Source organism: Ekhidna sp. ABH4_415, assembly GCF_056161305.1.
Map to the genome: position 1 here is coordinate 147,927 of NZ_JBSWYW010000006.1, position 21,990 is coordinate 169,916.

Here is a 21,990-nt window from a genome sequence, read left to right on the forward strand (position 1 = left end):
ATTTGATATTTTCGATCAGTGAAAGATGTAATCATCATTGGGGGAGGACTGGCTGGTCTTACAAATGCTATTTTGCTAAATCGTGCAGGTTTGTCTGTACAGTTGTTTGAAGAGAAGAAATATCCCTTCCATCGTGTGTGCGGTGAATACATCTCCAATGAAGTAATTCCATTTCTTAAACAACACGATTTATTTCCGGAAGAACTGAAACCTTCCACCATTTCTCAGTTTCATCTGTCGTCAGTATCAGGGAAAAGCCTGAAAATGTCCCTTGATCTAGGTGGGTTTGGGGTAAGCCGATATGCATTTGATCAATGGTTGCTAAAGAAAGCTACTGCGGAAGGAGTTCAATTTGTGAATGATCGAATCACGAATGTGAAGTTCAATAACGACGACTTTGTACTAACAGACAAAAAAGAAAACCATCATGAATCAAAAGTTGTGATTGGCGCTTTTGGTAAAAGAAGCCTGATCGATAAAGAACTGCAACGAGATTTTTTGAAACGCCGCTCTCCATATATCGGCGTAAAGTATCATTTAAGAACCGATGAAGTCAGCAATCAAGCCATTGAGCTTCATAATTTCAAAAACGGATATTGCGGGATCAGTCGGATAGAAAATGGGGTTTTCAATATGTGCTACCTCTCCCATAGATCGAATCTGAAAGCATCGGGATCAGTGCAGGAAATGGAAGAACAAATACTCATGAAAAACCCTCATTTAAAGCGCATCATTTCCAATAGTGAAGTGCTTTTTGAGCGGCCTGAAGTCATCAATGAAATTACGTTTGAGAAGAAAGAACCCGTTCATAATCATGTACTGATGTCAGGAGATTCAGCTGGTATGATCACACCTCTTTGTGGCAATGGAATGGCCATGGCCATTCATTCGGCTAAAATACTAAGCGAGATACTCGTGGAGAGTTTCAGGAGAGGCTTTGATCGAATGGAAATTGAAAAAGATTACATCAATGAGTGGAATGGGATTTTTGCCAGACGATTATGGGCCGGAAGAAAAATTCAGAAGCTTTTTGGCTCACCCATTATTTCAGAAGCAGCTGTTTCATTAGGAAAATGGATACCCCCCTTTTCATCCTATCTTATGAAACAAACCCATGGAGAGCCCTTTAACTGATGGCCAGATAGATAAAAAAGCCATTGAGCATGAGTGATGAGATAAAGTTGAGTCGCATGGTCGATTCAAAATCAGCTGCATTTCTATCCTTTCTGACTCTTAAATACCAGAGGGAGAAATATAGTAAAACCGGTCCCATTGCAGCTAAGAAGATGAGTCCGTCCATTATGGAAAATTCCTTACTAAAAAAGTAGAAGAAGCCAGTACTAGATATCAAAAAAGAAATGGAGGTAAAGTGGAAAGTACCCAAAATACCCAGCTCTTGGCTGATAGTGATATCGCCGCGCTTCGCATCCTCTCTATGTTGATAAATCTGTGTCATGGGGTAGGAGCCCAATAGTAATAGGGTACTAAGCACTGCAGGAAATTGAATTTGCCATTTTAGTGTGTCAATAATAGAAAGATCGTTAATGGCAATGTAACTCAGCAAGAAAGTAAAATACCCCTGAAAAATACCAGCCGCCAACCAACCTGTGATAGGGAATTTCTTTAGTCGGATAGTAGGATGACTGTAGGCCTTGGATATCAAGCCATAAATCAGAATCATCACCGTAAACTCCAGGGAAATAAACCAGCCAATGATAAGTCCGATCAAATCCAGAATGATTGAAACATAGTAAAGTTCTTTACTGACAGTTGGAGGATTTTTCAAACCACCAATACTCTCCTCATCTTTGTCGAAATAGGAATTATACCCATTGCTGGCCGGGTAAATCAAAAAATGCAGTACAAAAAATGATAACAAAGCATTTTGTGTGTTAATGCTTTCAGAAACTGCCAATGCCAGCAAATAGACTGGTAAAAGGAAGAGGGAGAATGGGATACGTAGATGTAAAAGCGTAGATTTTTTCAAGTGGAATTAATCTTCTCGGCCAAAGTTTGGTTAATATTAATGAACTACTCGCAATGCCCACATATATAAACACGATAGAAACTGCGCTACCCGCAAATTTGGCTGATCAAAATCAGATTGCTGATTTCATGGTGGATCACCTGGGACTGGATGAAAGGGAAGAAAAAAAATTGCGTGTTTTGTATCGCGCAAGTGGGATTAAACAACGCTACTCAGTCTTACGGGATTTTGCTGAAAACCTGAATGGACAAAGCTTTTTCAAAGAAGATGCCTTCCCTTCTGCTAAGCCTCGTATGCTAATCTATCAAAAACATGCGATAAATCTGGCAAAGCAAGCCAGTGAAAAGGCCATTGGCGTCAGTGACATTGAAAAAGATCAGATCACCCACCTGATTGCTGTGAGTTGTACTGGGATGTATGCACCAGGGCTGGATATTGAATTAATCGAGCATTTGGGATTGTCGACATCCACACAGCGAACTTCAATCAATTTTATGGGATGTTATGCCGCATTTAATGCAATGAAAGTGGCTAACAATATCATCTCGTCAAACCCGGATGCTAAAGTGTTGATCGTCTGCGTAGAGCTTTGCAGCATTCATCTGCAAGAAAAAAAGGACGATGAAAACCTGTTAGCCAATGCCATATTTGGCGATGGAGCTGCAGCGATGATTTTAACGTCAAGTTCTTCGTCGAAATCATTAGAAATGAGGAATTTCTTTAGTGATCTGGCTCTTGATGCACGTGATGAAATGGGGTGGTATATTGGTGATCATGGATTTGAAATGCACCTCAGCAGCAAAGTACCGGATGTAATCAAAGACGGAATTGGCGAGCTGACTAACCGCTTACTGGAGAAGATTCAGCTTGAGGTCGCTGATATTGATTTCTTTGCAATCCATCCCGGAGGGAAGCGCATTTTAGATGTTATTGAAGCCAAACTTAGTATCTCCAAGGAGCAAAATGCAGCTGCACGGGAAATTTTAAGAACACACGGAAATATGTCCTCACCAACGGTTCTTTTTGTCATCAAAAAAATACTTGAAGGAATGACTCCCGATGATAACCAGAAGCACCTCTTAAGTTTTGCCTTTGGTCCGGGATTGACGATGGAGAGTGCTGTGCTAAAAACACATATTGATGCTTAAGCACCGGTCGGATGAGGTAGAGATCATGGATGATCTTTCCATTTCCGGAGAGGTGGTTAATCAAACGTTGAGAGAACTAAACACAATCAACAGAAGATTGGGTGGTAATCAAATAAGTGTTTCCGCCTTTAAAAAACTGACAAAGGGAAAGAAGAAAGTATCCCTTGCTGACTTGGGCTGTGGAGGTGGAGATATCATGGTGCAAATGGCTAAGTGGACTAGAAAGGAAGAAATTGACGCTACTTATGTTGGGATAGATGCTAATAAAAACATTGTCGAGTATGCCACAGCACATACGAATGCATACCCTGAAATAACCTATCAAACCATCAATATCTTTAGCGATGAGTTTAAATCTCAATCATTCGATATCATTCATTGCTGTTTATTTGTTCATCATTTCACAAGTCAGCAGTTAGCAAGCTTATTTCTACAGTTTAGGAAACAAGCGAAGGTTGGAGTGATCATTAATGACCTGCACAGGCATCCACTTGCATATTGGAGTATCACATTACTCACATCTTTATTTTCAAAATCTCTGATGGTGAGAAATGATGCAGCTATTTCTGTGGCTCGTGGATTTAAGAAACGAGAGTTGAAAGAGATATTAGAGCAAGCAGGAATTACGGAGTATTCCTTGAGTTGGAAATGGGCCTTTCGATGGAAGCTGGTTTTTTGATTATCGCCATTCACCGAAGATCAGGTTGCCTTTCGCCTCAGCGTCACCGGACTTAAAGAAATTGTTGAGCCCCTCGACCATCTCATCAGCAGAAATAAATTTATCATCGTTGGTGTCCAGTTCTTCAAAGCCCTGGATGGCCATTTTTTGTGGGATGTTGTAAATAGTGAGCATATTGGCATATTCCTCCTGTGAAATCAGCTTATCCTTATTCATATCGAAAAGGTCAAAAATATGCCTTGATGTCCGCTGGATGTAGTGATCCAAAATGCCCTCATCTTCGGATTCTATCTGGTCTCTGAAAAAAGCGATCCAATCCCAAAGTGTAAGACTGAGCTCAGGATTGTGTAAGTCTGTCAGTAGTTGCACAAATAAACGGTGTGATCTGAGTAAAATCATCCGGGCACTTCGTGACTCTTCACTCAGACCCAATTGCGTAACAATCTTTTTCCCAACGTTTACAAAATCGTTTGGCTGAAGCTGCCCATTCCGATCGATATCTAACACATTAAAAAGGTGATGAACCTTTCTTTTTTGTGTCTCAGAAAACACGAACCGGGGGCTATTAGGTGTTGTGGTGGTAGCACTCCCCATTTTATCCTTTACAATTTACAAAAATATTTCCACCCTTCAGCTCATTTCTTAGCTTTGCGATCCAATTTTAACAACAACACAACATGTCCCAGGATATTCAGAGTATTTTAAAAAAGCTCCAGGTAGAAACAGATAACAAAGGAGCAGCCATTGGAAATAAGTGGCTGAGCACTTCCGGTAAAAAGCTGGCCTCTTACTCTCCGGTAGACGGAAAAGTGATTGCCAATGTTGATCTGGCAGATGAAAAAGCATACGATCAGGTCATCACAGAAGCACAGGAAGCATTCAAAGATTGGCGTCTACTTCCCGCCCCGCAACGAGGAGAAATCGTGCGTCAGCTTGGCAATGAGCTTCGTGAGTACAAGCAGGAGCTTGGATCCTTAGTTTCGTACGAAATGGGTAAATCCCTTCAGGAGGGACTTGGAGAAGTTCAGGAAATGATTGATATCTGTGACTTTGCCGTGGGGCTATCCAGACAGCTATACGGACTGACCATGCACTCTGAGCGACCTTCTCATCGAATGTATGAACAGTGGCATCCGCTAGGAGTTGTAGGCATCATTTCTGCCTTCAATTTCCCTGTGGCAGTGTGGTCCTGGAATGCGGCGATTGCCTGGGTGTGCGGAGATGTATGCGTATGGAAGCCATCTGAGAAGGCTCCTATCTCAGCTATTGCTTGCCAGAAAATTGCGCAAAGAGTATTTGAAAAGAACAACATTCACCCAGGCGTATGTGGCCTGGTGATTGGAGATGCCGAGATTGGTAAAAAGCTTGCGGCAGATGCAAGAGTGCCTTTGATTTCTGCTACAGGTTCTACCCGAATGGGTAAGGCAGTAGGTGAGGTGGTAGGAGCCCGATTGGGTAAACACATCCTTGAGCTAGGAGGAAACAACGCCATCATTATCTCAGAGCATGCAGATCTGAATCTGGTTATACCGGGAGCCGTATTTGGCGCTGTAGGTACGGCGGGACAAAGATGTACTTCTACCCGAAGACTAATCATTCATGAAAGTGTATACGAAGAGGTAAAGGAGAAACTAAAAAACGCTTATGCTCAATTGAGAATTGGAGATCCATTGGATGAAAACAACCATGTAGGACCGTTGATTGATACCGATGCTGTGAAGATGTACCAATCAGCGATTGAGAAAGTGAAAGCTGAAGGTGGCAAAACAGTAATCGATGGAGAAGTGCTTTCAGGGCCTGGATATGAGTCTGGCTGCTATGTGAAGCCAGCTATTTTTGAAGTGAAGAATGATTTTGAGATTGTTTGCAACGAAACATTCGCACCGATCCTTTATTTGATCAAGTATTCCACAATCGAGGAGGCAATTGAAATGCAAAACGCAGTGCCTCAGGGATTGTCTTCGGCTATTATGACTACCAATATCAGAGAGTCTGAGCTCTTCCTTTCACACGCAGGATCTGATTGTGGCATAGCCAATGTAAATATTGGAACGTCCGGAGCAGAAATTGGTGGAGCGTTCGGTGGAGAAAAAGAGACTGGAGGAGGACGAGAGTCCGGATCGGATGCATGGAAAGCATACATGAGACGTCAAACAAACACAATCAACTACTCTACCGAGTTGCCGTTGGCTCAGGGCATTAAGTTTGAATTATAGAGAAAACAAAAACACGTTTTAATAATTGAAAGGTCTGCATTTTGCAGACCTTTTTTTATTAGTCTTATTTGATCCCCGTCGCAGAACTGATTTTTATCACTTTTCTGCTCAAAATATGTCACGTTAAGGGTTGCGAAAGGTCATAAGTATCTGTGAGATTGGTCATAATTGCCCCCCTTTTCTGCTTCTAATTTAGCACCAGAAATCATTACTGAGTAGTTATGAAATACTTATTTATACTGGTTGCTATTGCGGGATTTTTCAGTTTTGGGCAAATTAATCTGAATGCTGAAAAAAGTTCAATGATTATAGCTGGCACATCTTCCTTACATGACTGGAAAATGTCTGTGGAGGATTTTGATGTAACCGGATTGATCAATGATAATGAAGTCCAAAACCTCAAGGTGACTGTGGTTGCCAAATCAATGAGAAGTGGGAAATCTATCATGGATGGCAAGGCCTATGAAGCTGTAAAAGCAGATGACTATCCAACTATTTTATTCTCTGCCAAAACATTGAACATTCAAGGTGACAAGGTTACCGGAAATGGAACGCTTGAGATCGGCGGAGAGTCACGTGCTATTGATTTTGATGCTAAAATTCTAAGGAATCAAGATTCTGAGATGCAATTGACAGGATTGGTTGCACTGAAGATGACAGACTTTAATATCTCACCTCCCACAGCCATGTTCGGCACGCTGAAAACAGGAGATGAAATCACAATAAACTATGACATTTTAATAACTAAATAATTTATCTATTAAACAACCTGAATTATGAAAAAATCAATTTTTAAACTAATACTGGCAGGTGTGATGCTATTTGGAACAATAGCTGTTTATGCTCAGTTGCCTTCTATCCAATACTATAGGTATAATGATAAGAGGGGCTTGAATGTCTTCGAGACAAGTAAGGAAGACACAGTAAAATTCGAAGGAATGAAACTCCGAGTAGGTGGTGATTTTGCCATGCATTTTCAAGGCTTGTCACAAAGTAACGATTTAGTAGGGGACACGCTGGTAGAGTTGGCAAATAACTTCTCTCTTCCTACTGCGAACTTAAACTTTGATGTGCAATTTGCAGATGGTGTGCGTATGCACTTGAGAACGTATCTGTCTTCCAGGCACCATCCGGAAGCGTGGGTTAAAGGAGGCTACCTCCAAATGGATAATCTTGACTTCATCAGTGAGGGATTTCTGGGAGGTTTTATGGAAATGGCTACAATTAAAGTGGGGATGGATGAGATCAATTATGGCGATGCTCACTTTAGAAGATCAGATAATGCACGTGCGATATACAATCCATTTGTAGGCAATTACATCATGGATGCTTTTACAACAGAGCCTCATCTGGAAGTAACCGTTCAAAATAATGGAATTATAGGTGTGATTGGTATGTCTAATGGAAGGCTAAACCAAAGTCCTGTAGCAGGTGACGATGGACGAGTGATTTATGGAAAGCTAGGCTATGACAAGCAAATGAACGATGACCTCCGTTTACGTTTGACAGGCTCTTTTTATAGTAGTTCTGAAAAGAGCACACGAGATTATTTATACAACGGAGACAGGGCTGGAGCCAGGTATTATAGCATTTTAGAAGGAGAAAATGACTCTAGAGTGAGTGACTTTTTGCCTCGATTCAATCCGAGATTTGCGTATCAAACGGCCTTCCAGATCAACCCATTTGTTAAGTATAGCGGTGTAGAGCTATTTGGAATTTGGGAAATTACTGACAATGGTGATAGTGATGTTGGAGGTAGTTTTAAACAAGTGGCAGGTGAGTTGATCTATCGATTTGGATCTACTGAGCAACTATGGATAGGCGGCCGTTATAACGTAGTACGAGGTAAGACTTCAGATGTAACAAACATGCAAAAAATCACTAGAACTAACCTTGGGTTCGGTTGGTACATGACAAGAAACATTGCGCTTAAAACAGAATATGTGACAAGTAAATACGATGAAGAAGGCTGGGACGGAACTAAGTACCAGGGAGCAGAATTCAACGGGATTAATATAGAAGCTACTATAGGGTTCTAGGATTAATGGATCTATTGTGGATGATAGCCGCTCTTTTTAGGGCGGCTTTTTTTATAATGAAGAAACTCGCATACTGATTTCAAATGCAATGGAGATATCATTTGTTACTTTAATCATTCCAAACATCCTCGTAGGTGGTTCAATATAAAAATCAGTCATTAACAAGTCTTTGTCTCCTATCAGCGTCATATGAGCGGATGAATGATTGATCACTTTTCCTCCTTCAATATTGATTTTTTTTCTCACACCAGCCAGCAACACCTCAACTTCAGCATCCACATCCAGTTCTTCGAAAGCATCATTGTGAGGGTGAAGGGTAATGGATTTTAACTCCAGGTATAAGTATGGTTCTTCTTCAGCCTTTAAGAGTTCCTGAAAGTCACTATTCATTGCGGAAATACCGCATTGAAATTGATCCACCCGATATTTCAAAATAAGACCTTCGAATTCCAGGGTTTTGTTTAGCCAGATATTTTTTACAACAATGGAATCATTGAGGGCTGGTTGATCCATGCTGCAGTTAAACTTGTTGATATTGGTCTGACCGTGAATGGTAATTGAACTGGCCGTAATAGAAACCTGATGATAATTGGCAGAGCCATTTTGAGCAGCCACCATAAGCGACGCTAAGATCAATGTAGCTACTGTGAACCCTTTACTAGAAATCATATATAATGTTATACAATACTAAAGCATTAGGCAATCATCTTGCCAAAAGGGGAGCTTAGAACAATCCTGAAATGTTTCCTTTCTCATCGATATCGATATTTTCAGCTGCAGGAATAGCGGGTAGTCCCGGCATCCTCAACATTTTACCTGTTATTGGGATGATGAAGCCGGCGCCAGCCGCAATTTCAACTTCTCTTACATTCAAAGTGAAATTGGTGGGTCGTCCGTATGAAGTAGCATCATCGGAGAATGAGTTTTGTGTTTTGGCCATACATATAGGAAAGTGGGAGAACCCTAATGTTTCGGCGCGTTTGAGTATGGCATTTGCGCTAGCAGAATAGGAAATTTTGTTTGCCCCGTATATTCGTTCAGCGATAGATTTAATTTTATCCTTGAAAGAGTCCTCTAAGGAATATGTGGGTTTAAAAGCTTCGTTACATGATTCTGCAGCATCAACTACCTTTTCCGCCAATGGCTCCATACCAGCACCACCATTCGCCCATCCATCGGATAGTGCTACCTCTACCGCATGTGCTTTACACCTGTCCACGATTCGTTTCACTTCGCCATCGGTATCTGATGTAAATTTATTGATAGCTACCACCACAGGCACCCCGAAAGATTTGATGTTTTCTATGTGCTTCTCCAAGTTTACAAGTCCCTCTTCTACGGCTTCCACATTGGGATTTTGCAGATTCTCCTTTTTTACACCACCATGATATTTTAGCGCTCTTACAGTGGCTACAAGCACCACAGTCTTAGGGCTGATTCCTCCCGCTCTACATTTGATATTAAAAAACTTCTCTGCCCCCAGGTCAGCACCAAATCCTGCTTCTGTCACAACATACTCGGATAAAGACAAGCCCATTTTTGTTCCAATAAGTGTATTGGTCCCCTGGGCGATATTAGCAAAAGGACCACCATGAATGATAGCAGGGTTTCCCTCTAATGTCTGCACAAGATTAGGTTTGATTGCATCTTTAAGTAAAGCTGCCATTGCACCATGTGCATGCAGATCTTTGGCAAAAATGGCCTCTCCATTAAAGGTATCACCTACATAAATATTACCCATGCGTTCTTTTAGGTCAGAAAAATCTTTTGCCAGGCATAAAATCGCCATGATTTCAGAAGCAGCAGTAATATTGAATCCGGACTCCTGAAGGAAGCCTCCTTGTTTGCCTCCAAGGCCTGTTATAATATGTCTTAATGAACGATCGTTCATATCCATAGCCCATCGCCATTTCACTGTTCGAGGGTCTATCCCCAGGTTTCTTGTACGTCCATAGATATTGTTATTAATCAGGGCGGATAGCAGATTATTTGCTTTTTCAATAGCAGCAAAGTCCCCGTTAAAATGGAGGTTGATGTCTTCCATTGGGATGAGTTGAGAGTATCCGCCTCCTGTGGCCCCACCCTTGATCCCAAAAACGGGTCCCAAAGAAGGTTCACGCAAAACTGCAATTGCGCTTTTTCCAATACGATTTAAACCGTCACATAGGCCCACAGAAACAGTTGTTTTACCCTCTCCTGCTGGAGTAGGAGTAATTGCCGTGACAAGGATCATTTTATTTTTCTTGACCTGGTCTTCCTGAATATACGAGAGAGGAATTTTTGCCTTATAGCGACCGTATTGTTCAACCTCACCATTGGTTAGATTCAGCTTTTTGGCAATTTCTGCTATTGGTCTGAGGGTGGCAGCCTGTGCGATCTTCAGATCAGGACTTTCTGTAGTCATTTTGGATCATTTGATGTTTTGCGTCAGCAAAATAGGACATCAAACTTATAAAGGACATGATGATCGTCATTATGAAGACTGTTAATCGTCCGCTTCATTTTCACTCAATTGCCTCTGCAATTTGGATCATATGGCGTTCTTCATGCACCAACAGAAACTCAAAACACTCTGGAATAAAGAATTTCACTTTTTCACCTAAAGCTGTTGGGATCTTTACATTTTTTAGATTTTTGGTTCTGGCATCTTTGATCAAATCATTGAATATTTCTTTGTTTTGAAGGTAGGTTTCAATGATGCCATGTAATTGTTTCGGGCCAATAGCCGGACGAAAGAAATCAAATGTTTTCATTTTAAATCGACGCTTTTTTCTCTTTGGCTTATTTGTATAAATGGATAACCTGCCTAATAAAGTGCGTCTCATCTGCGGGGTTTCATTTGGCGAAAGATCATCTGCAGCGTCTATTGCTTTTCGAAAATTATCAAGATATACATCGTATACTTTATTTAAGTGTTCTATGACCTCAAGTGCAGACCATTTTTTTTCATTTTCTTTTTTCGTAAGAATGCCTTCATCCAGGTTAGCAATATCTCCCTTGATGTAGTTTTTGATACGATTAGAATCCTGCAGCATTTTTTCGTAGTTGGCTTCCATCTCTCTAATTGTTTTTGACGATTCAAAGCTGCGGCTTTTGGGAAACAAAAAAATTGATATGGATCAATTAATCCCGTAAAGCCCTCAATCGACTAAATGTTTCTGGAGTCATATTCAGATAGCTAGCCAAGTATTTTTGGGGAATGTCAAGTAGTTCGGTCGGGCACCTTTTTACAAATGCATCAAATCGCTTTTTTGCTGAATAAGTAGAAAGCTCAACTTCCCGGGAGATGCGACCCAAAAGAATGTCTTCCATAAAATGAGCACGCCAGCGGTAAAACTCAGGAAAGCGATTAAAAAGTTCATCAAAGTCTGGTTTGGTAATCCCAATCACCTTAGAGGGTGTAAGTGCCTCCAGAAAAAAGTTGGAAGGCTTTTGCCGGATAAATGAATCAAATGCTCCTGATGGCGAGCCTCTAAATGAAAACCCGAAAATTACTTTTTCACCTTTTTCATTTAGTAAGTAAATGGCCTGTACACCGGAAAGCACAAAATAGAAATAGCGCGCATACCCGCCACTTTCTACGATCATTTCCCTGGCAGCATATTCCTTAAGCTTGAATTTTTGAAATAGAAACTCGTTTGCTTCATCGCTGAGAGTGATGTATTTACTAAAAATAGATTGCAAGAGGTGTGCACTGCCAGCGCTCATGTAATGACCAATTAGTTTAACAATTTCAATGCAGTACTCAGATGCAAATCATTTCTCATCCGATTGCTTATATCAAGCTTTATAACATCGTTGTAGTTTGCCTGTGTCTGGTCAATAAAGTAATCGGGGAGTATTCCATTACTTTGCCATGAGACACCTTTAGGACTGTACATGGCGTTTGTGATAAACTTCAAACGATAGTCATTGCTCAAAGTGAAGGTGGTTTCTATCACACCTTTTCCGTAGGTCTTTTTCCCAACCAATACTGCACGGGAATGATCACGCAAGGCGCTGGCTATTATTTCTGCTGCAGAAGCTGTTTGTTCATTGATGAGTACTACAATGTTTATGTCATGGAATTGGTCAATCTCAGCAACATAATTAGTAATACCATTTGATCGTGCCTGGGTTCTAAGCACTATGTCATTTTTCTTCATGAAGAGTTTGGCGATGTTTACACCTTCGTTTAATACCCCTCCGCTATTGTTTCTAAGGTCAAGGATTATATTATTAATCCCTAAAGATTGAAATTCCGATAGTGTCACCTTCAAATCTTGCGACATTCCTAAGGTTATTTTTCTCAATTCTATAAGTGCAGCTTCCTTATTAGGAATTTTAGTTACAATCAGGTTGTTCACCTTTAGGGTGTCCCGTGTTAGTGAGACATCAAATACTTTGATATCCCGAACAATCTTTAGGGTAGAAACCTGGTTCAACTCTCCGTCAATGAGTTGATTCACTTCATCGATGCTTTTCCCTTTCAGGGGTTCATCATCTATGCGTAATACTCGATCATTTACACGTAATTTTTTTTCTGCTTCTGACCCTTTAGTTAAGTCTGTCACAGTGAGGCTGCCATCATTGGAATTGAAAGTGCTGTTAAACCCCAATGAAACTTTCACACCCTTCAGTGAGTTAAGGATTTTTTCATATTCTTCATCGGTCCAAAGCTTGGCTAACTCGGGTGATTCGGGAGGTGAAATGTGTCTCAATATTCCCTCAACAGCAGCCCAATTGAGGTCGTCAATAGTAAGCCCATCAAAATAGTAGTTCTCTAAAATGAGTTGCTGGACTTCTTCTAGCGTTGCTTTTGAGTTGGCAGGCTTATCATAGGAGACATCAAATAGTGGCTTTTGCTGGGCTTGTATTGATAGCCCGGAAGCAAAGAAAAAGAGAAATAAAAGTCTTTTCATTTTAGTCTGAGTGAGTATCAAAATTAATAATATAAGTACGGGAGGGTACTAGATTTTTTCACCGGAGTTAGTTTTGTATACATGCTGGATTTTACAAAGCAAATCACCGTCACCAAAGATCATCTTGATTTCAATGACCATGTGAATAACCTGGTGTACATGCAGTGGGCTCTTGATATCTCACGTGAGCACTGGCTTTCAGAAATCAGTAAGGAGATCAATGAAAAATATTTCTGGATGGTTCGCTCTCATCATGTAGAGTATAAAAAGCAGGCATTCCTTGGGGATGAAGTCACCGTAAAGACATATGTAGAGGGTTACAGAGGGCCCTTTTCAGATCGTATTGTGAAAGTCTTTAAAGGAGATGATCTGCTAGTAATGGTGAAGTCCAACTGGTGTTTGATTGAGCGGGAGACTCAGAAGTTGAAAAGAGTACCTGAGGAGATTCAGGCACTCTTTCAATAGTGGAGCTAGCCGGTCTCGAACCGGCGACCTCTACACTGCCAGTGTAGCGCTCTAGCCAACTGAGCTATAGCCCCAAGAGTGAGCGAAAATAAATAAATCCTATTTAATCACCCTCCTAAAATTCTTTACGTTCTTTTTGTAATACTCACTGAGCAAGTTCGATTCAATAACCCCATGAGAGGAGGAGGCATGCACAAATAAGATTTTCTCTTTTCCCACATACGTAATCATGCCGCTATGGTACCACTTGCTTCCTTTCTTTTTGAATTTGAAATAAACCAGATCACCCTCCCGGATACCGTTCCAACCTCGCTTATTCCCTGTTTTTGATTGTTCTTTTGCGGTTCTTGGCAATGAAACGCCAATAGTTTGGTATGAGTTGTAAATCAGCCCGGAACAATCAATACCTGATAGAGACATGCCACCCCACTTATAAGGAGTGCCAATGTATGATCGCCCGGTTTGAATAACAGACTCAATTTTTCTCAGTTTCTTCTTGTTCTGAGCAGGGGCAGAAATAAAAATACCTGCTATCAAAAAAGCTGACAGCAGGTATTGGAAATATTTAATTTGATTTATTCTCACTTACCTAACCACGAATTGAACATCCATTGGGTTTTCTCTTGTGCGTTCACAAGACCAATCATCATATCTTCCGTCTCATTGTCCTCTGCCTCAACGGCCAGTTCCTTCACTTTATTTTCCTGAGCAACTAATGTTGTAAGATTGCTCACAATCATTTTTACCAGTGCTTCATCACTCGACTCGTCTTTTACAGACTGAATATTGGATTTCTCAAGGTAAGTTTCCAAAGCATGATCAGGTCTTCCACCAATAGTCAAAATACGCTCTGCTATCTCATCAATATTTTCTAAAGCTTCGGTGTATAGCTCTTCAAACTTGGCGTGTAATTCAAAGAATCTGGGACCCTTGATGTTCCAATGTGCACCTCGTGTATTTTGATAATACACATGAAAGTCTGACAATAATTGGTTGAGTTCGTTTATTAATTTATCGTTCATTTTCAGAATAAAATTTTGATTCCACTTCTATTTAGTTATTAAACAGAATAAATCAAGGTTTTGTTCGTTCTGATCTCGTAGGTTGAAATCCTCTACAGTGATGGATTTTACTAGTTCATCACCCGTCTTTTTTAGCTTGTTTCGGTTCATTCGGTTGAGGATGTCATAGGGTATTCGTAACAAACCTGAAGGAAGCCTGTGTTGCAAATCGAAGATATCAAAACGCATGAGACGCTGTATAGATACACGATTCCTCTCATGGTACTCCATCACTTTATCATTACCTGCAATACCCTTCATTTCTACCTTCTCAAAATACTTTTTACACAGTGCTGCTAGTTCATCCCCGGTATACTCTCTTTCATGCCATGGATTTCTTGAAAGTGTCATTTTGATATTGGGAGTAGTGATCAAAGCTCGTCCTCCGGGTTTAAGCACACGGTGAATTTCCTTGATAAAGCCTTCGTCATCTTTCACGTGCTCAATCACCTGAAAGGTTATGATGGTATCAAAGGAATTGTCTTCAAAAGGGAAAGGTGGAAATACACCACTTAGGAATTTATAATCAGGAAACTTTTGTTCCAGATTGTCAATGACGGATTTGATTTTATCTATACCAATGTAGGAATCTGCCAGCGGGGCTAGTAATTCTACCCCACGGCCTTCACCACAGCCCAGTTCCAGCAAATCTCCTTTGATATAGGGTTTGGCCTGATGGTAGGCAGATAATAGTCGCTGATGAATGACATTGTCTGAAGGAATTTTATCCGAGGCGATCTCAGTGGTATATACACTCATTAGAATACGGGTCAGTATATGATTTTTTAATTAAAGAGCACAAAGAAAATCAATTATATGGCTAATTTGGATACCTATGAGAAAGCATGTCCTAATATTCAGCTTAATTGCCTTTTTGGTTGGATTCTCAGCTAGTGCAATCAATTTCTCTCGTGTCAATGTTGCCTGGCAGTATGATGTGAATTTCAACGTAAAAATGGCACATCGTGTGGTGAGTGACGAACGTGAACTGGTTGTATTTTTACGAATTTCAGCGGATTCCATTAACTCCTGGCAATACGAATATTTGATCCAAGATGGATATGAGTCAGAGACCCACCGCTCCATTCAGTCAATTGCCACAGACACCCTATTGGATGTAGCCTCTCAGGTACTGTTGAAAATTCGTCTTCCAAAACCTGACGAAAATCTTTTGGTTATTAAGTTTTCAAAGCCAGAGCAATTTTACTATTACGACATCCCTTTAAGAATTGGTTCACTTTCATTTCCATCTATTTATCCTGTGGATGATCGGGGGCTACCTATACTGGAAAAATACGTCAACCGATCAGGACATAAGTGGATGGGGAATGATACGATACTTATCATGCAATACGCAGAAAATTTTCCTCCGGCCGATCCACCAATGGCCGATATGAAGCCTCTAGCACCTCAGGTGGATATGGATACTGCATTTATGGTCTCCAATTCTCCCATTTTTGAGGAAAATTATTTTTACACGGTTCGAAAGGACTCATTGGCAACTGTAGGTGTAACCATGCTCAGAGTGCCACCATACTATCCAGAGTATCGGCAGCTCCGAGAGCTGATTGAGTCCATGCTCTACTTGACAAGTGAACAGGAAAAAAAGGCGATGCTTAGATCTAAAAATCCCAAACAGTCTTTTGACTCATTCTGGATGAACACGTTTTCCACGAAAAGTAGAGCCAGGAATGCCATTAGGAAATATTACAACTGGATTGAAAACGCGAATAAACTTTTCACAGATTTTAAACCAGGCTGGAAGACAGACAGAGGTATGATGTATACCGTTTTTGGTAAACCAGATGAGGTTTATCGAACAGGAAGCTTAGAAGAATGGTACTATGATGATGGTTCAGCCTTTGAGTTCACGATAATCTCGACTTTTTTTGCGCCCAAAACTTATTCACTGCGAAGGGATATTGAATTTGAAGAGCAGTGGTACAATCAAATAGCGACGATACGTCGTGGCATTAAATGAATAAAAAATCGGACATTATTTACGGGATACGAACAGTTATTGAAGCTGTAAAATCTGGCCAGCACCTGGAACGGGTGTTTATCCAGAAAAACCTGAAAAGTGATCTTTACAAGGAGTTGATGACTGAGCTTCATCAAACACCTACACCCATCTCCAAAGTGCCGGTTGAGCGGATCAACAAGTTCACCAAGAAAAATCATCAGGGGGTGGTAGCATTGATATCGCCTGTGCAGTATCATACCCTTGAGCATCTGGTTCCACAGCTCTATGAGGAGGGTAAGAATCCATTGTTTTTAGTTCTTGATGAAATCACTGACGTAAGAAATTTTGGTGCGATTGCTCGTACAGCCGAATGCCTTGGAGTTCATGGGCTTGTGATTCCTTCTCGCGGAGGCGCGCAGGTTAATGAGGATGCTGTGAAAACTTCCGCTGGAGCGTTTAATTATTTACCCGTATGCAGAGAAAAAAACCTACTCGATGCGGTGAGGTACTTGCATGAGTCCGGCATCAACTTAATTGCCTGCTCTGAAAAAACGGACAAAACCCTGGATCAAATGAACTTTACCCTGCCAACGGCCATCATTATGGGTTCAGAAGATCGAGGCATTTCAACTGAGCTAATTAATCTAGCCAATGAAGTAGCTAAAGTGCCAATGTCAGGTTCTATCGAGTCCCTTAATGTAGGGGTTGCAGCGGGCATGGCGCTTTACGAAGTACAGCGACAAAGAAACGGCTAAACAAACTTATCCCCTTTCTCTGCTTTTACATCGGTGATGAAATCTCTGAAAATAGAGGAGTCTTCCTTTTTACAAACAAGCAAGACATCATCAAAATCAGCGATAAGCATACCTTCACATCCCTGGATGACGGTCACTTTGCCCTTCTTGGATTTGATGTAATTGTCTTTCGAGTCATAGGTCATCACGGATCCATCGATCACATTTTCATTTTCATCTTTGTCCTTGATCTCATGAAGGGCATTCCACGAACCTAAGTCGGACCAGCCAAATTCACCAGGAACGACATAGACGTTACTTGACTTTTCCATGATTGCATAATCAATCGAAATATTCTTACACTGGCTATACGCTTTCTTTATGAAGGCACGTTCATTTTCGGTGAAATACTCATTGAGTCCGTCAGCGAATAAGCTGGCAATTTCCTCTTCATGCATTTCAAATGCTTTGACTATTGAATCAATGGACCAGACAAAAATCCCGGAATTCCACAAAAAGTCTCCGCTTTCTAAAAATTTAGTAGCCAGGTCAGCCTTTGGTTTTTCAGTAAATGTCTTCACTTTTTTAACAGGTACACCAGGGTCGCTTAAGTACTGAATGTAACCATAACCTGTTTCCGGTCTGTTGGGCCGAATGCCAATGGTTATCAATTTTTCATCGCTAGCTGCACTTTCTACAGAAGTGGAAATGACATTCTGAAATTCTTTTTCCTTGAATATTGCGTGATCCGAAGGGCTAACAACAAGAACGGCATTCGGATCTTTTTTCATGATCTTGTAAGCCGCATATGCGATGCAGGGGGCCGTATTTCGTTTCTCAGTTTCTAATAGAATCTGATGTTCCTCAAGTTCTGGAAGCTGATCATGGATCAGCTGATCATATTTTTCATTAGAAACAACCCAGATTTTATCCTCAGTGGTGATTTCTTTAAATCGGTCAAAGGTCATTTGAAGTAGTGATCTTCCTGTACCCAAAACATCCAAAAATTGCTTTGGTCTTGCGTCTCTGCTGTAGGGCCAAAAGCGGGTTCCACTTCCGCCAGCCATAATCACTACATAAATATTTGTACTCATAAGATTTTGGTAAGAAATTCGCGTTAGTATTAACCTTGGCAAATATAGCTTATCATCTTGCGTTTGAAATAGACGCACTCACCCAATCACGATTTGTTTGCAATCAAGGTTTTGATTAACTTTTTACTTTACATCAACTGTAGAAATGGAGACAACTGCCGAAGTGAGTCTTAAGGAAAGCCTCAAGCGTGTTTTTGGTTACGACAAGTTTAGGGGTAAGCAAGAGGATATCATTCATAATATTCTCGAGAGGCAAAATACGTTTGTGATAATGCCTACTGGAGCTGGGAAGTCTTTATGCTACCAACTGCCTGCTATCGTTCAGGATGGGACCGCCATCGTTATCTCTCCCCTAATCGCGTTAATGAAAAATCAGGTGGATCAAATGAACGCTGTAGGAGTTCATGCTCGGTTCTTGAATTCGACCCTCACTAAATCAGAAAGCAATCGAGTAAAAAAGGATACCATCTCAGGAATAGTGAAGCTCCTATATGTAGCTCCGGAATCATTGACTAAAGAGGAGAACGTACAATTCTTGAAGCAGGCCAAGATTTCATTTGTTGCCATTGATGAGGCTCACTGCATTTCGGAATGGGGACACGACTTTCGTCCTGAATACAGGCGTATTAAAGATATTATAGGGCAGCTCGGTGACATTCCAATGATTGCCCTTACTGCTACTGCAACCCCGAAGGTGCAGTTGGATATTCAAAAAAATCTATCGATGGATGGGGCTCAGCTTTTTAAGTCTTCATTTAATCGAACAAACCTTTATTACGAGGTTAGACCAAAGCAAAATGCAAAAAAGCAATTAATTAAGTTCATTAAAGAACATAAAGGAGAAAGTGGCATCATCTACTGCTTGAGTAGAAAGAAGGTGGAAGAAATTGCCGAGTTCCTCCGTGTTAATGATATCAATGCCGCTCCCTACCATGCTGGGATGGAATCTAAAGAACGGATGAAAAATCAGGATGGGTTTCTCAATGAAGATATAGATGTCATTGTTGCTACTATTGCATTCGGAATGGGAATAGATAAACCGGATGTGCGCTTTGTCGTTCATTATGATGCACCCAAATCGATCGAAGGATATTATCAGGAAACGGGAAGAGCAGGCAGAGATGGCATTAATAGCAACTGCCTGATGTTTTATTCCTATAATGACATTCTGAAGCTTGAAAAATTCAATAAGGACAAAGCTGTAACAGAGCGGGAGAACGCACGATTCCTTCTGGAAGAAATGGCATCCTATGCCGACTCAGCCATATGTAGAAGAAAGCAGCTCCTTCATTATTTTGGAGAGGAGTTTGAAAAAGACAATTGCGGGCAGTGTGACAACTGTGTCCATCCAAAAGAACAATTTGAAGGAAAGGAAATTATCGAATTGGTGATTCAGGCCGTGAAGCAAACCAATGAACGATTTGACATCAATCACCTGGCGGCATTGCTGGTAGGTAAATCCACACAGCATGTAAAAAGCTATGATCATGATAAGTTGGATGTGTTTGGTAAAGGAAAAGACACCAATGACGATGAAAATTTTTGGCGCTCTGTGATCAGACAAACGTTGCTACATGAATTCCTGAAAAAGGACATAGAAAATCCAGCAGTATTTAAAGTATCCAAAAAAGGGACAAAGTTCCTGGAAAGCCCATACTCTCATAAGCTGACCAAAGATCATGACTACACTACAGAGGCTGATTCAGAAGAAGAATCCGATAGGGCCCCCGTTAATGTAAGCGCCTACGACAAGACCCTTTTCGGCATGCTGAAAAAGCTGAGAAAAGATATTGCTCACCAGGAAGACATCCCTCCATATGTAATCTTTAGTGATCCATCTATGGAAGAGATGTGTACGGTATATCCTACTACCATGGATGATCTGAAGCAGATCGTGGGTGTGGGAGAGAGCAAGGCGAAGAAATTTGGTGAGCCCTTCTTACAGATGATTGATGAATATGTAGAAGAGAATGATATTGTCACCGCCTCTGATGTATTAGTTAAAACATCAGGTACCAAATCGAAAAACAAAATTTACATCATTCAGCACATCGACCAGAAGATGGATTTTGAAGAGATAGCAGAAGCACGAGGGATGAAATATGAAGAGGTGATCGCGGAGGTAGAGAATATTTGCTATTCTGGCACCAAGCTGAATATCGATTATTACATCGATCAATTGCTCGATGATGACCGACAGGATGATATTTATGATTATTTCCTGAATGCAGAAACGGATGACATTGAAGTGGCCATGGAGGAGTTGGGGGAGTATTATTCAGAAGACGAGGTGCGTTTGATGCGGATAAAGTTCATGAGCGAGTATGCTCATTAACACCTTCACTTTGAAAAAAGAAGGAATACGGTGAACTTAGCCACCTATTTGCAAAATCATACTCAATGAATATTCTAATTCTTGGTTCCGGTGGTAGGGAACATGCGCTAGCCTGGAAAGTAAAACAAAGCCCCAAATGCGGTAAAATCTTTATAGCCCCCGGAAACGGTGGCACTCACAAGGTTGGCACTAACCTGGATCTTGATCCAAAAAATTTCGACTCGGTTGCTGAAGCAATCAAAGAAAATGAGATTGATCTGCTTATCGTCGGTCCGGAAGATCCGCTGGTGAATGGTATCGTTGATCATTTACGTGCTAATAAAGATTTCAAAAAGCTTCGTATCATCGGCCCAAAAGCCAAGGGAGCTATGCTGGAAGGCAGCAAGGAGTACGCGAAGGAATTCATGAAGAAATATAAAATTCCAACCGCAGATGCCCGGACGGTAACCAAGGACAACCTCGAGGAAACAATCAAATACATGGAGCGTCTTGAGCCACCATATGTTTTGAAAGCAGATGGGCTTGCTGGTGGAAAAGGGGTGATCATCACCGAGGAGCTGGAGGAGGCACGAAAATCGTTGAGAAACCTGATTGAGGATAAGAAATTTGGTGCGGCAAGTGAAAAGGTGCTGTTGGAGCAATTCTTGAAAGGCATTGAGGTGTCCTTCTTCGTTATTACCGATGGAAAGGATTATCGTATTCTGCCAGAGGCAAAAGATTATAAGCGTATTGGTGAAAAAGATACTGGACTTAACACCGGTGGCATGGGTGCTGTCTCACCCGTGGTTTTTGCAGATAGGGCATTCAAGGATAAAGTGAATAAGCGAATCATCAAGCCGACTATAGATGGACTTAAAAAGGAGAAGATTGACTACTGTGGATTTATTTTCTTCGGTCTGATCAATGTAGGAGGAGACCCATATGTGATTGAATATAATGTACGAATGGGTGATCCGGAAACGGAAGTGGTGCTCCCTAGAATCAAGACAGATTTTCTTGAGCTATTAGTAGCTGCTGCTGACAAAAACCTGATCGATACGGAGATAGAATATGAGCGATTTACTGCTTCTACAGTCATGTATGTGAGCAGAGGATACCCAGAATTTTACGAAAAAGGACATGAAATCACTGTTGGCGACATTCGAACAGTGCTCCCTTTCCACGCTGGAACAGTCATGAAAGATGGCAAGCTGGTTACTAACGGCGGACGAGTAATAGCGCTAACAGGACTGGGTAAAAATTTAGGAGAGGCTTTAAGCAAGTCATATGCAGGGGGCCAGGAGATCAACTGGGAGGGTAAGCGCTTCCGTGGAGATATAGGCTTTGACTTAAAAGCATTGGGCCAGTGATTTTCATTAAATCCAGAGT

At 41.1% G+C, this 21,990-nt stretch carries 22 protein-coding genes and 1 tRNA gene; 11 read left to right on the top strand and 12 right to left on the bottom strand.

Annotated features, from left to right (window positions below):
- Nucleotides 1-18: 18 nt before the first annotated feature.
- Nucleotides 19-1,134 carry an NAD(P)/FAD-dependent oxidoreductase gene (locus ACXAH9_RS11825; RefSeq protein WP_474895072.1) on the top strand — a complete coding sequence of 372 codons (1,116 nt, stop codon included), beginning with the start codon at nt 19-21 and terminating at the stop codon, nt 1,132-1,134.
- On the opposite strand, the gene ACXAH9_RS11830 is transcribed toward ACXAH9_RS11825, so the two are convergent.
- Nucleotides 1,127-1,987, bottom strand: coding sequence for a UbiA family prenyltransferase (locus tag ACXAH9_RS11830; RefSeq protein ID WP_474895073.1), 861 nt, complete (start codon nt 1,985-1,987; stop codon nt 1,127-1,129). The genes ACXAH9_RS11825 and ACXAH9_RS11830 overlap by 8 nt on opposite strands.
- A gap of 53 nt (nt 1,988-2,040) precedes the next feature.
- On the opposite strand from ACXAH9_RS11830, the gene ACXAH9_RS11835 reads away from it, so the two are divergent.
- Entirely contained in the window at nt 2,041-3,135 is a 1,095-nt protein-coding gene (locus tag ACXAH9_RS11835; RefSeq protein ID WP_474895074.1) for a type III polyketide synthase, read from the top strand.
- Nucleotides 3,128-3,814 carry a methyltransferase domain-containing protein gene (locus ACXAH9_RS11840; protein ID WP_474895075.1) on the top strand — a complete coding sequence of 229 codons (687 nt, stop codon included), beginning with the start codon at nt 3,128-3,130 and terminating at the stop codon, nt 3,812-3,814. The genes ACXAH9_RS11835 and ACXAH9_RS11840 overlap by 8 nt, the downstream gene beginning before the upstream one ends.
- Here the strand turns inward: ACXAH9_RS11840 and ACXAH9_RS11845 are convergent, their stop codons facing one another.
- Nucleotides 3,815-4,408: an EF-hand domain-containing protein gene (locus ACXAH9_RS11845; RefSeq protein WP_474895076.1), complete on the bottom strand. Its 594-nt coding sequence runs from the start codon at nt 4,406-4,408 to the stop codon at nt 3,815-3,817.
- A gap of 83 nt (nt 4,409-4,491) precedes the next feature.
- Between ACXAH9_RS11845 and amaB the strand changes: the two genes are divergently transcribed.
- The 3 genes from amaB to ACXAH9_RS11860 all read left to right on the top strand — a co-directional run bounded on the left by amaB (nt 4,492) and on the right by ACXAH9_RS11860 (nt 8,069).
- Nucleotides 4,492-6,030, top strand: a complete 1,539-nt coding sequence (gene amaB, locus ACXAH9_RS11850) for an L-piperidine-6-carboxylate dehydrogenase (RefSeq protein WP_474895077.1) — start codon at nt 4,492-4,494, stop codon at nt 6,028-6,030.
- 221 nt (nt 6,031-6,251) lie between these two features.
- Nucleotides 6,252-6,782: a YceI family protein gene (locus tag ACXAH9_RS11855; RefSeq protein WP_474895078.1), complete on the top strand. Its 531-nt coding sequence runs from the start codon at nt 6,252-6,254 to the stop codon at nt 6,780-6,782.
- Between the two features lie 24 nt (nt 6,783-6,806).
- The gene (locus tag ACXAH9_RS11860) at nt 6,807-8,069 is read left to right on the top strand and encodes a hypothetical protein (protein WP_474895079.1); all 1,263 of its coding nucleotides are present in this window, start codon (nt 6,807-6,809) and stop codon (nt 8,067-8,069) included.
- A gap of 51 nt (nt 8,070-8,120) precedes the next feature.
- On the opposite strand, the gene ACXAH9_RS11865 is transcribed toward ACXAH9_RS11860, so the two are convergent.
- From ACXAH9_RS11865 to ACXAH9_RS11885, 5 genes are all read right to left on the bottom strand, one after another.
- On the bottom strand, nt 8,121-8,738 hold the full coding sequence (locus ACXAH9_RS11865; RefSeq protein WP_474895080.1) for a hypothetical protein: 618 nt from the start codon (nt 8,736-8,738) through the stop codon (nt 8,121-8,123).
- Nucleotides 8,739-8,793: 55 nt separating this feature from the next.
- Entirely contained in the window at nt 8,794-10,473 is a 1,680-nt protein-coding gene (locus tag ACXAH9_RS11870) for a formate--tetrahydrofolate ligase (RefSeq protein ID WP_474895081.1), read from the bottom strand.
- A 100-nt stretch (nt 10,474-10,573) separates the two neighbouring features.
- Entirely contained in the window at nt 10,574-11,125 is a 552-nt protein-coding gene (locus tag ACXAH9_RS11875; protein ID WP_474895082.1) for a DinB family protein, read from the bottom strand.
- 67 nt (nt 11,126-11,192) lie between these two features.
- Nucleotides 11,193-11,777 carry a Crp/Fnr family transcriptional regulator gene (locus ACXAH9_RS11880; protein ID WP_474895083.1) on the bottom strand — a complete coding sequence of 195 codons (585 nt, stop codon included), beginning with the start codon at nt 11,775-11,777 and terminating at the stop codon, nt 11,193-11,195.
- An 11-nt stretch (nt 11,778-11,788) separates the two neighbouring features.
- Nucleotides 11,789-12,970, bottom strand: a complete 1,182-nt coding sequence (locus tag ACXAH9_RS11885) for a S41 family peptidase (protein ID WP_474895084.1) — start codon at nt 12,968-12,970, stop codon at nt 11,789-11,791.
- Between the two features lie 81 nt (nt 12,971-13,051).
- Between ACXAH9_RS11885 and ACXAH9_RS11890 the strand changes: the two genes are divergently transcribed.
- Nucleotides 13,052-13,435, top strand: a complete 384-nt coding sequence (locus ACXAH9_RS11890) for an acyl-CoA thioesterase (RefSeq protein ID WP_474895085.1) — start codon at nt 13,052-13,054, stop codon at nt 13,433-13,435.
- On the opposite strand, the gene ACXAH9_RS11895 is transcribed toward ACXAH9_RS11890, so the two are convergent.
- From ACXAH9_RS11895 to ACXAH9_RS11910, 4 genes are all read right to left on the bottom strand, one after another.
- Nucleotides 13,436-13,509: transfer RNA gene (locus tag ACXAH9_RS11895), tRNA-Ala, on the bottom strand.
- Nucleotides 13,510-13,534: 25 nt separating this feature from the next.
- Nucleotides 13,535-14,020, bottom strand: coding sequence for a C40 family peptidase (locus ACXAH9_RS11900; RefSeq protein WP_474895086.1), 486 nt, complete (start codon nt 14,018-14,020; stop codon nt 13,535-13,537).
- Nucleotides 14,017-14,457 carry a Dps family protein gene (locus tag ACXAH9_RS11905; protein ID WP_474895087.1) on the bottom strand — a complete coding sequence of 147 codons (441 nt, stop codon included), beginning with the start codon at nt 14,455-14,457 and terminating at the stop codon, nt 14,017-14,019. Before ACXAH9_RS11905 ends, ACXAH9_RS11900 begins: the two co-directional genes overlap by 4 nt.
- Nucleotides 14,458-14,484: 27 nt before the next feature.
- A complete protein-coding gene (locus ACXAH9_RS11910; RefSeq protein WP_474895088.1) occupies nt 14,485-15,255 on the bottom strand; it encodes a class I SAM-dependent methyltransferase in 771 nt (256 codons plus the stop codon).
- Nucleotides 15,256-15,331: 76 nt separating this feature from the next.
- Here ACXAH9_RS11910 and ACXAH9_RS11915 point away from each other — a divergent pair, with 76 nt between their 5' ends.
- Together ACXAH9_RS11915 and rlmB are read left to right on the top strand one after the other, a co-directional pair.
- Entirely contained in the window at nt 15,332-16,477 is a 1,146-nt protein-coding gene (locus tag ACXAH9_RS11915; protein WP_474895089.1) for a GWxTD domain-containing protein, read from the top strand.
- Nucleotides 16,474-17,214, top strand: a complete 741-nt coding sequence (rlmB, locus tag ACXAH9_RS11920) for a 23S rRNA (guanosine(2251)-2'-O)-methyltransferase RlmB (protein ID WP_474895090.1) — start codon at nt 16,474-16,476, stop codon at nt 17,212-17,214. Before ACXAH9_RS11915 ends, rlmB begins: the two co-directional genes overlap by 4 nt.
- Here the strand turns inward: rlmB and ACXAH9_RS11925 are convergent.
- Nucleotides 17,211-18,287, bottom strand: a complete 1,077-nt coding sequence (locus ACXAH9_RS11925; RefSeq protein ID WP_474895091.1) for a mannose-1-phosphate guanylyltransferase — start codon at nt 18,285-18,287, stop codon at nt 17,211-17,213. The two genes, rlmB and ACXAH9_RS11925, sit on opposite strands and share 4 nt — an antisense overlap.
- Before the next feature lie 145 nt (nt 18,288-18,432).
- Here ACXAH9_RS11925 and recQ point away from each other — a divergent pair, with 145 nt between their 5' ends.
- Both recQ and purD read left to right on the top strand, forming a co-directional pair.
- Nucleotides 18,433-20,622 carry a DNA helicase RecQ gene (recQ, locus tag ACXAH9_RS11930; RefSeq protein WP_474895092.1) on the top strand — a complete coding sequence of 730 codons (2,190 nt, stop codon included), beginning with the start codon at nt 18,433-18,435 and terminating at the stop codon, nt 20,620-20,622.
- A gap of 65 nt (nt 20,623-20,687) precedes the next feature.
- On the top strand, nt 20,688-21,971 hold the full coding sequence (gene purD / locus ACXAH9_RS11935) for a phosphoribosylamine--glycine ligase (protein ID WP_474895093.1): 1,284 nt from the start codon (nt 20,688-20,690) through the stop codon (nt 21,969-21,971).
- The last annotated feature ends 19 nt before the right edge of the window (nt 21,972-21,990 follow it).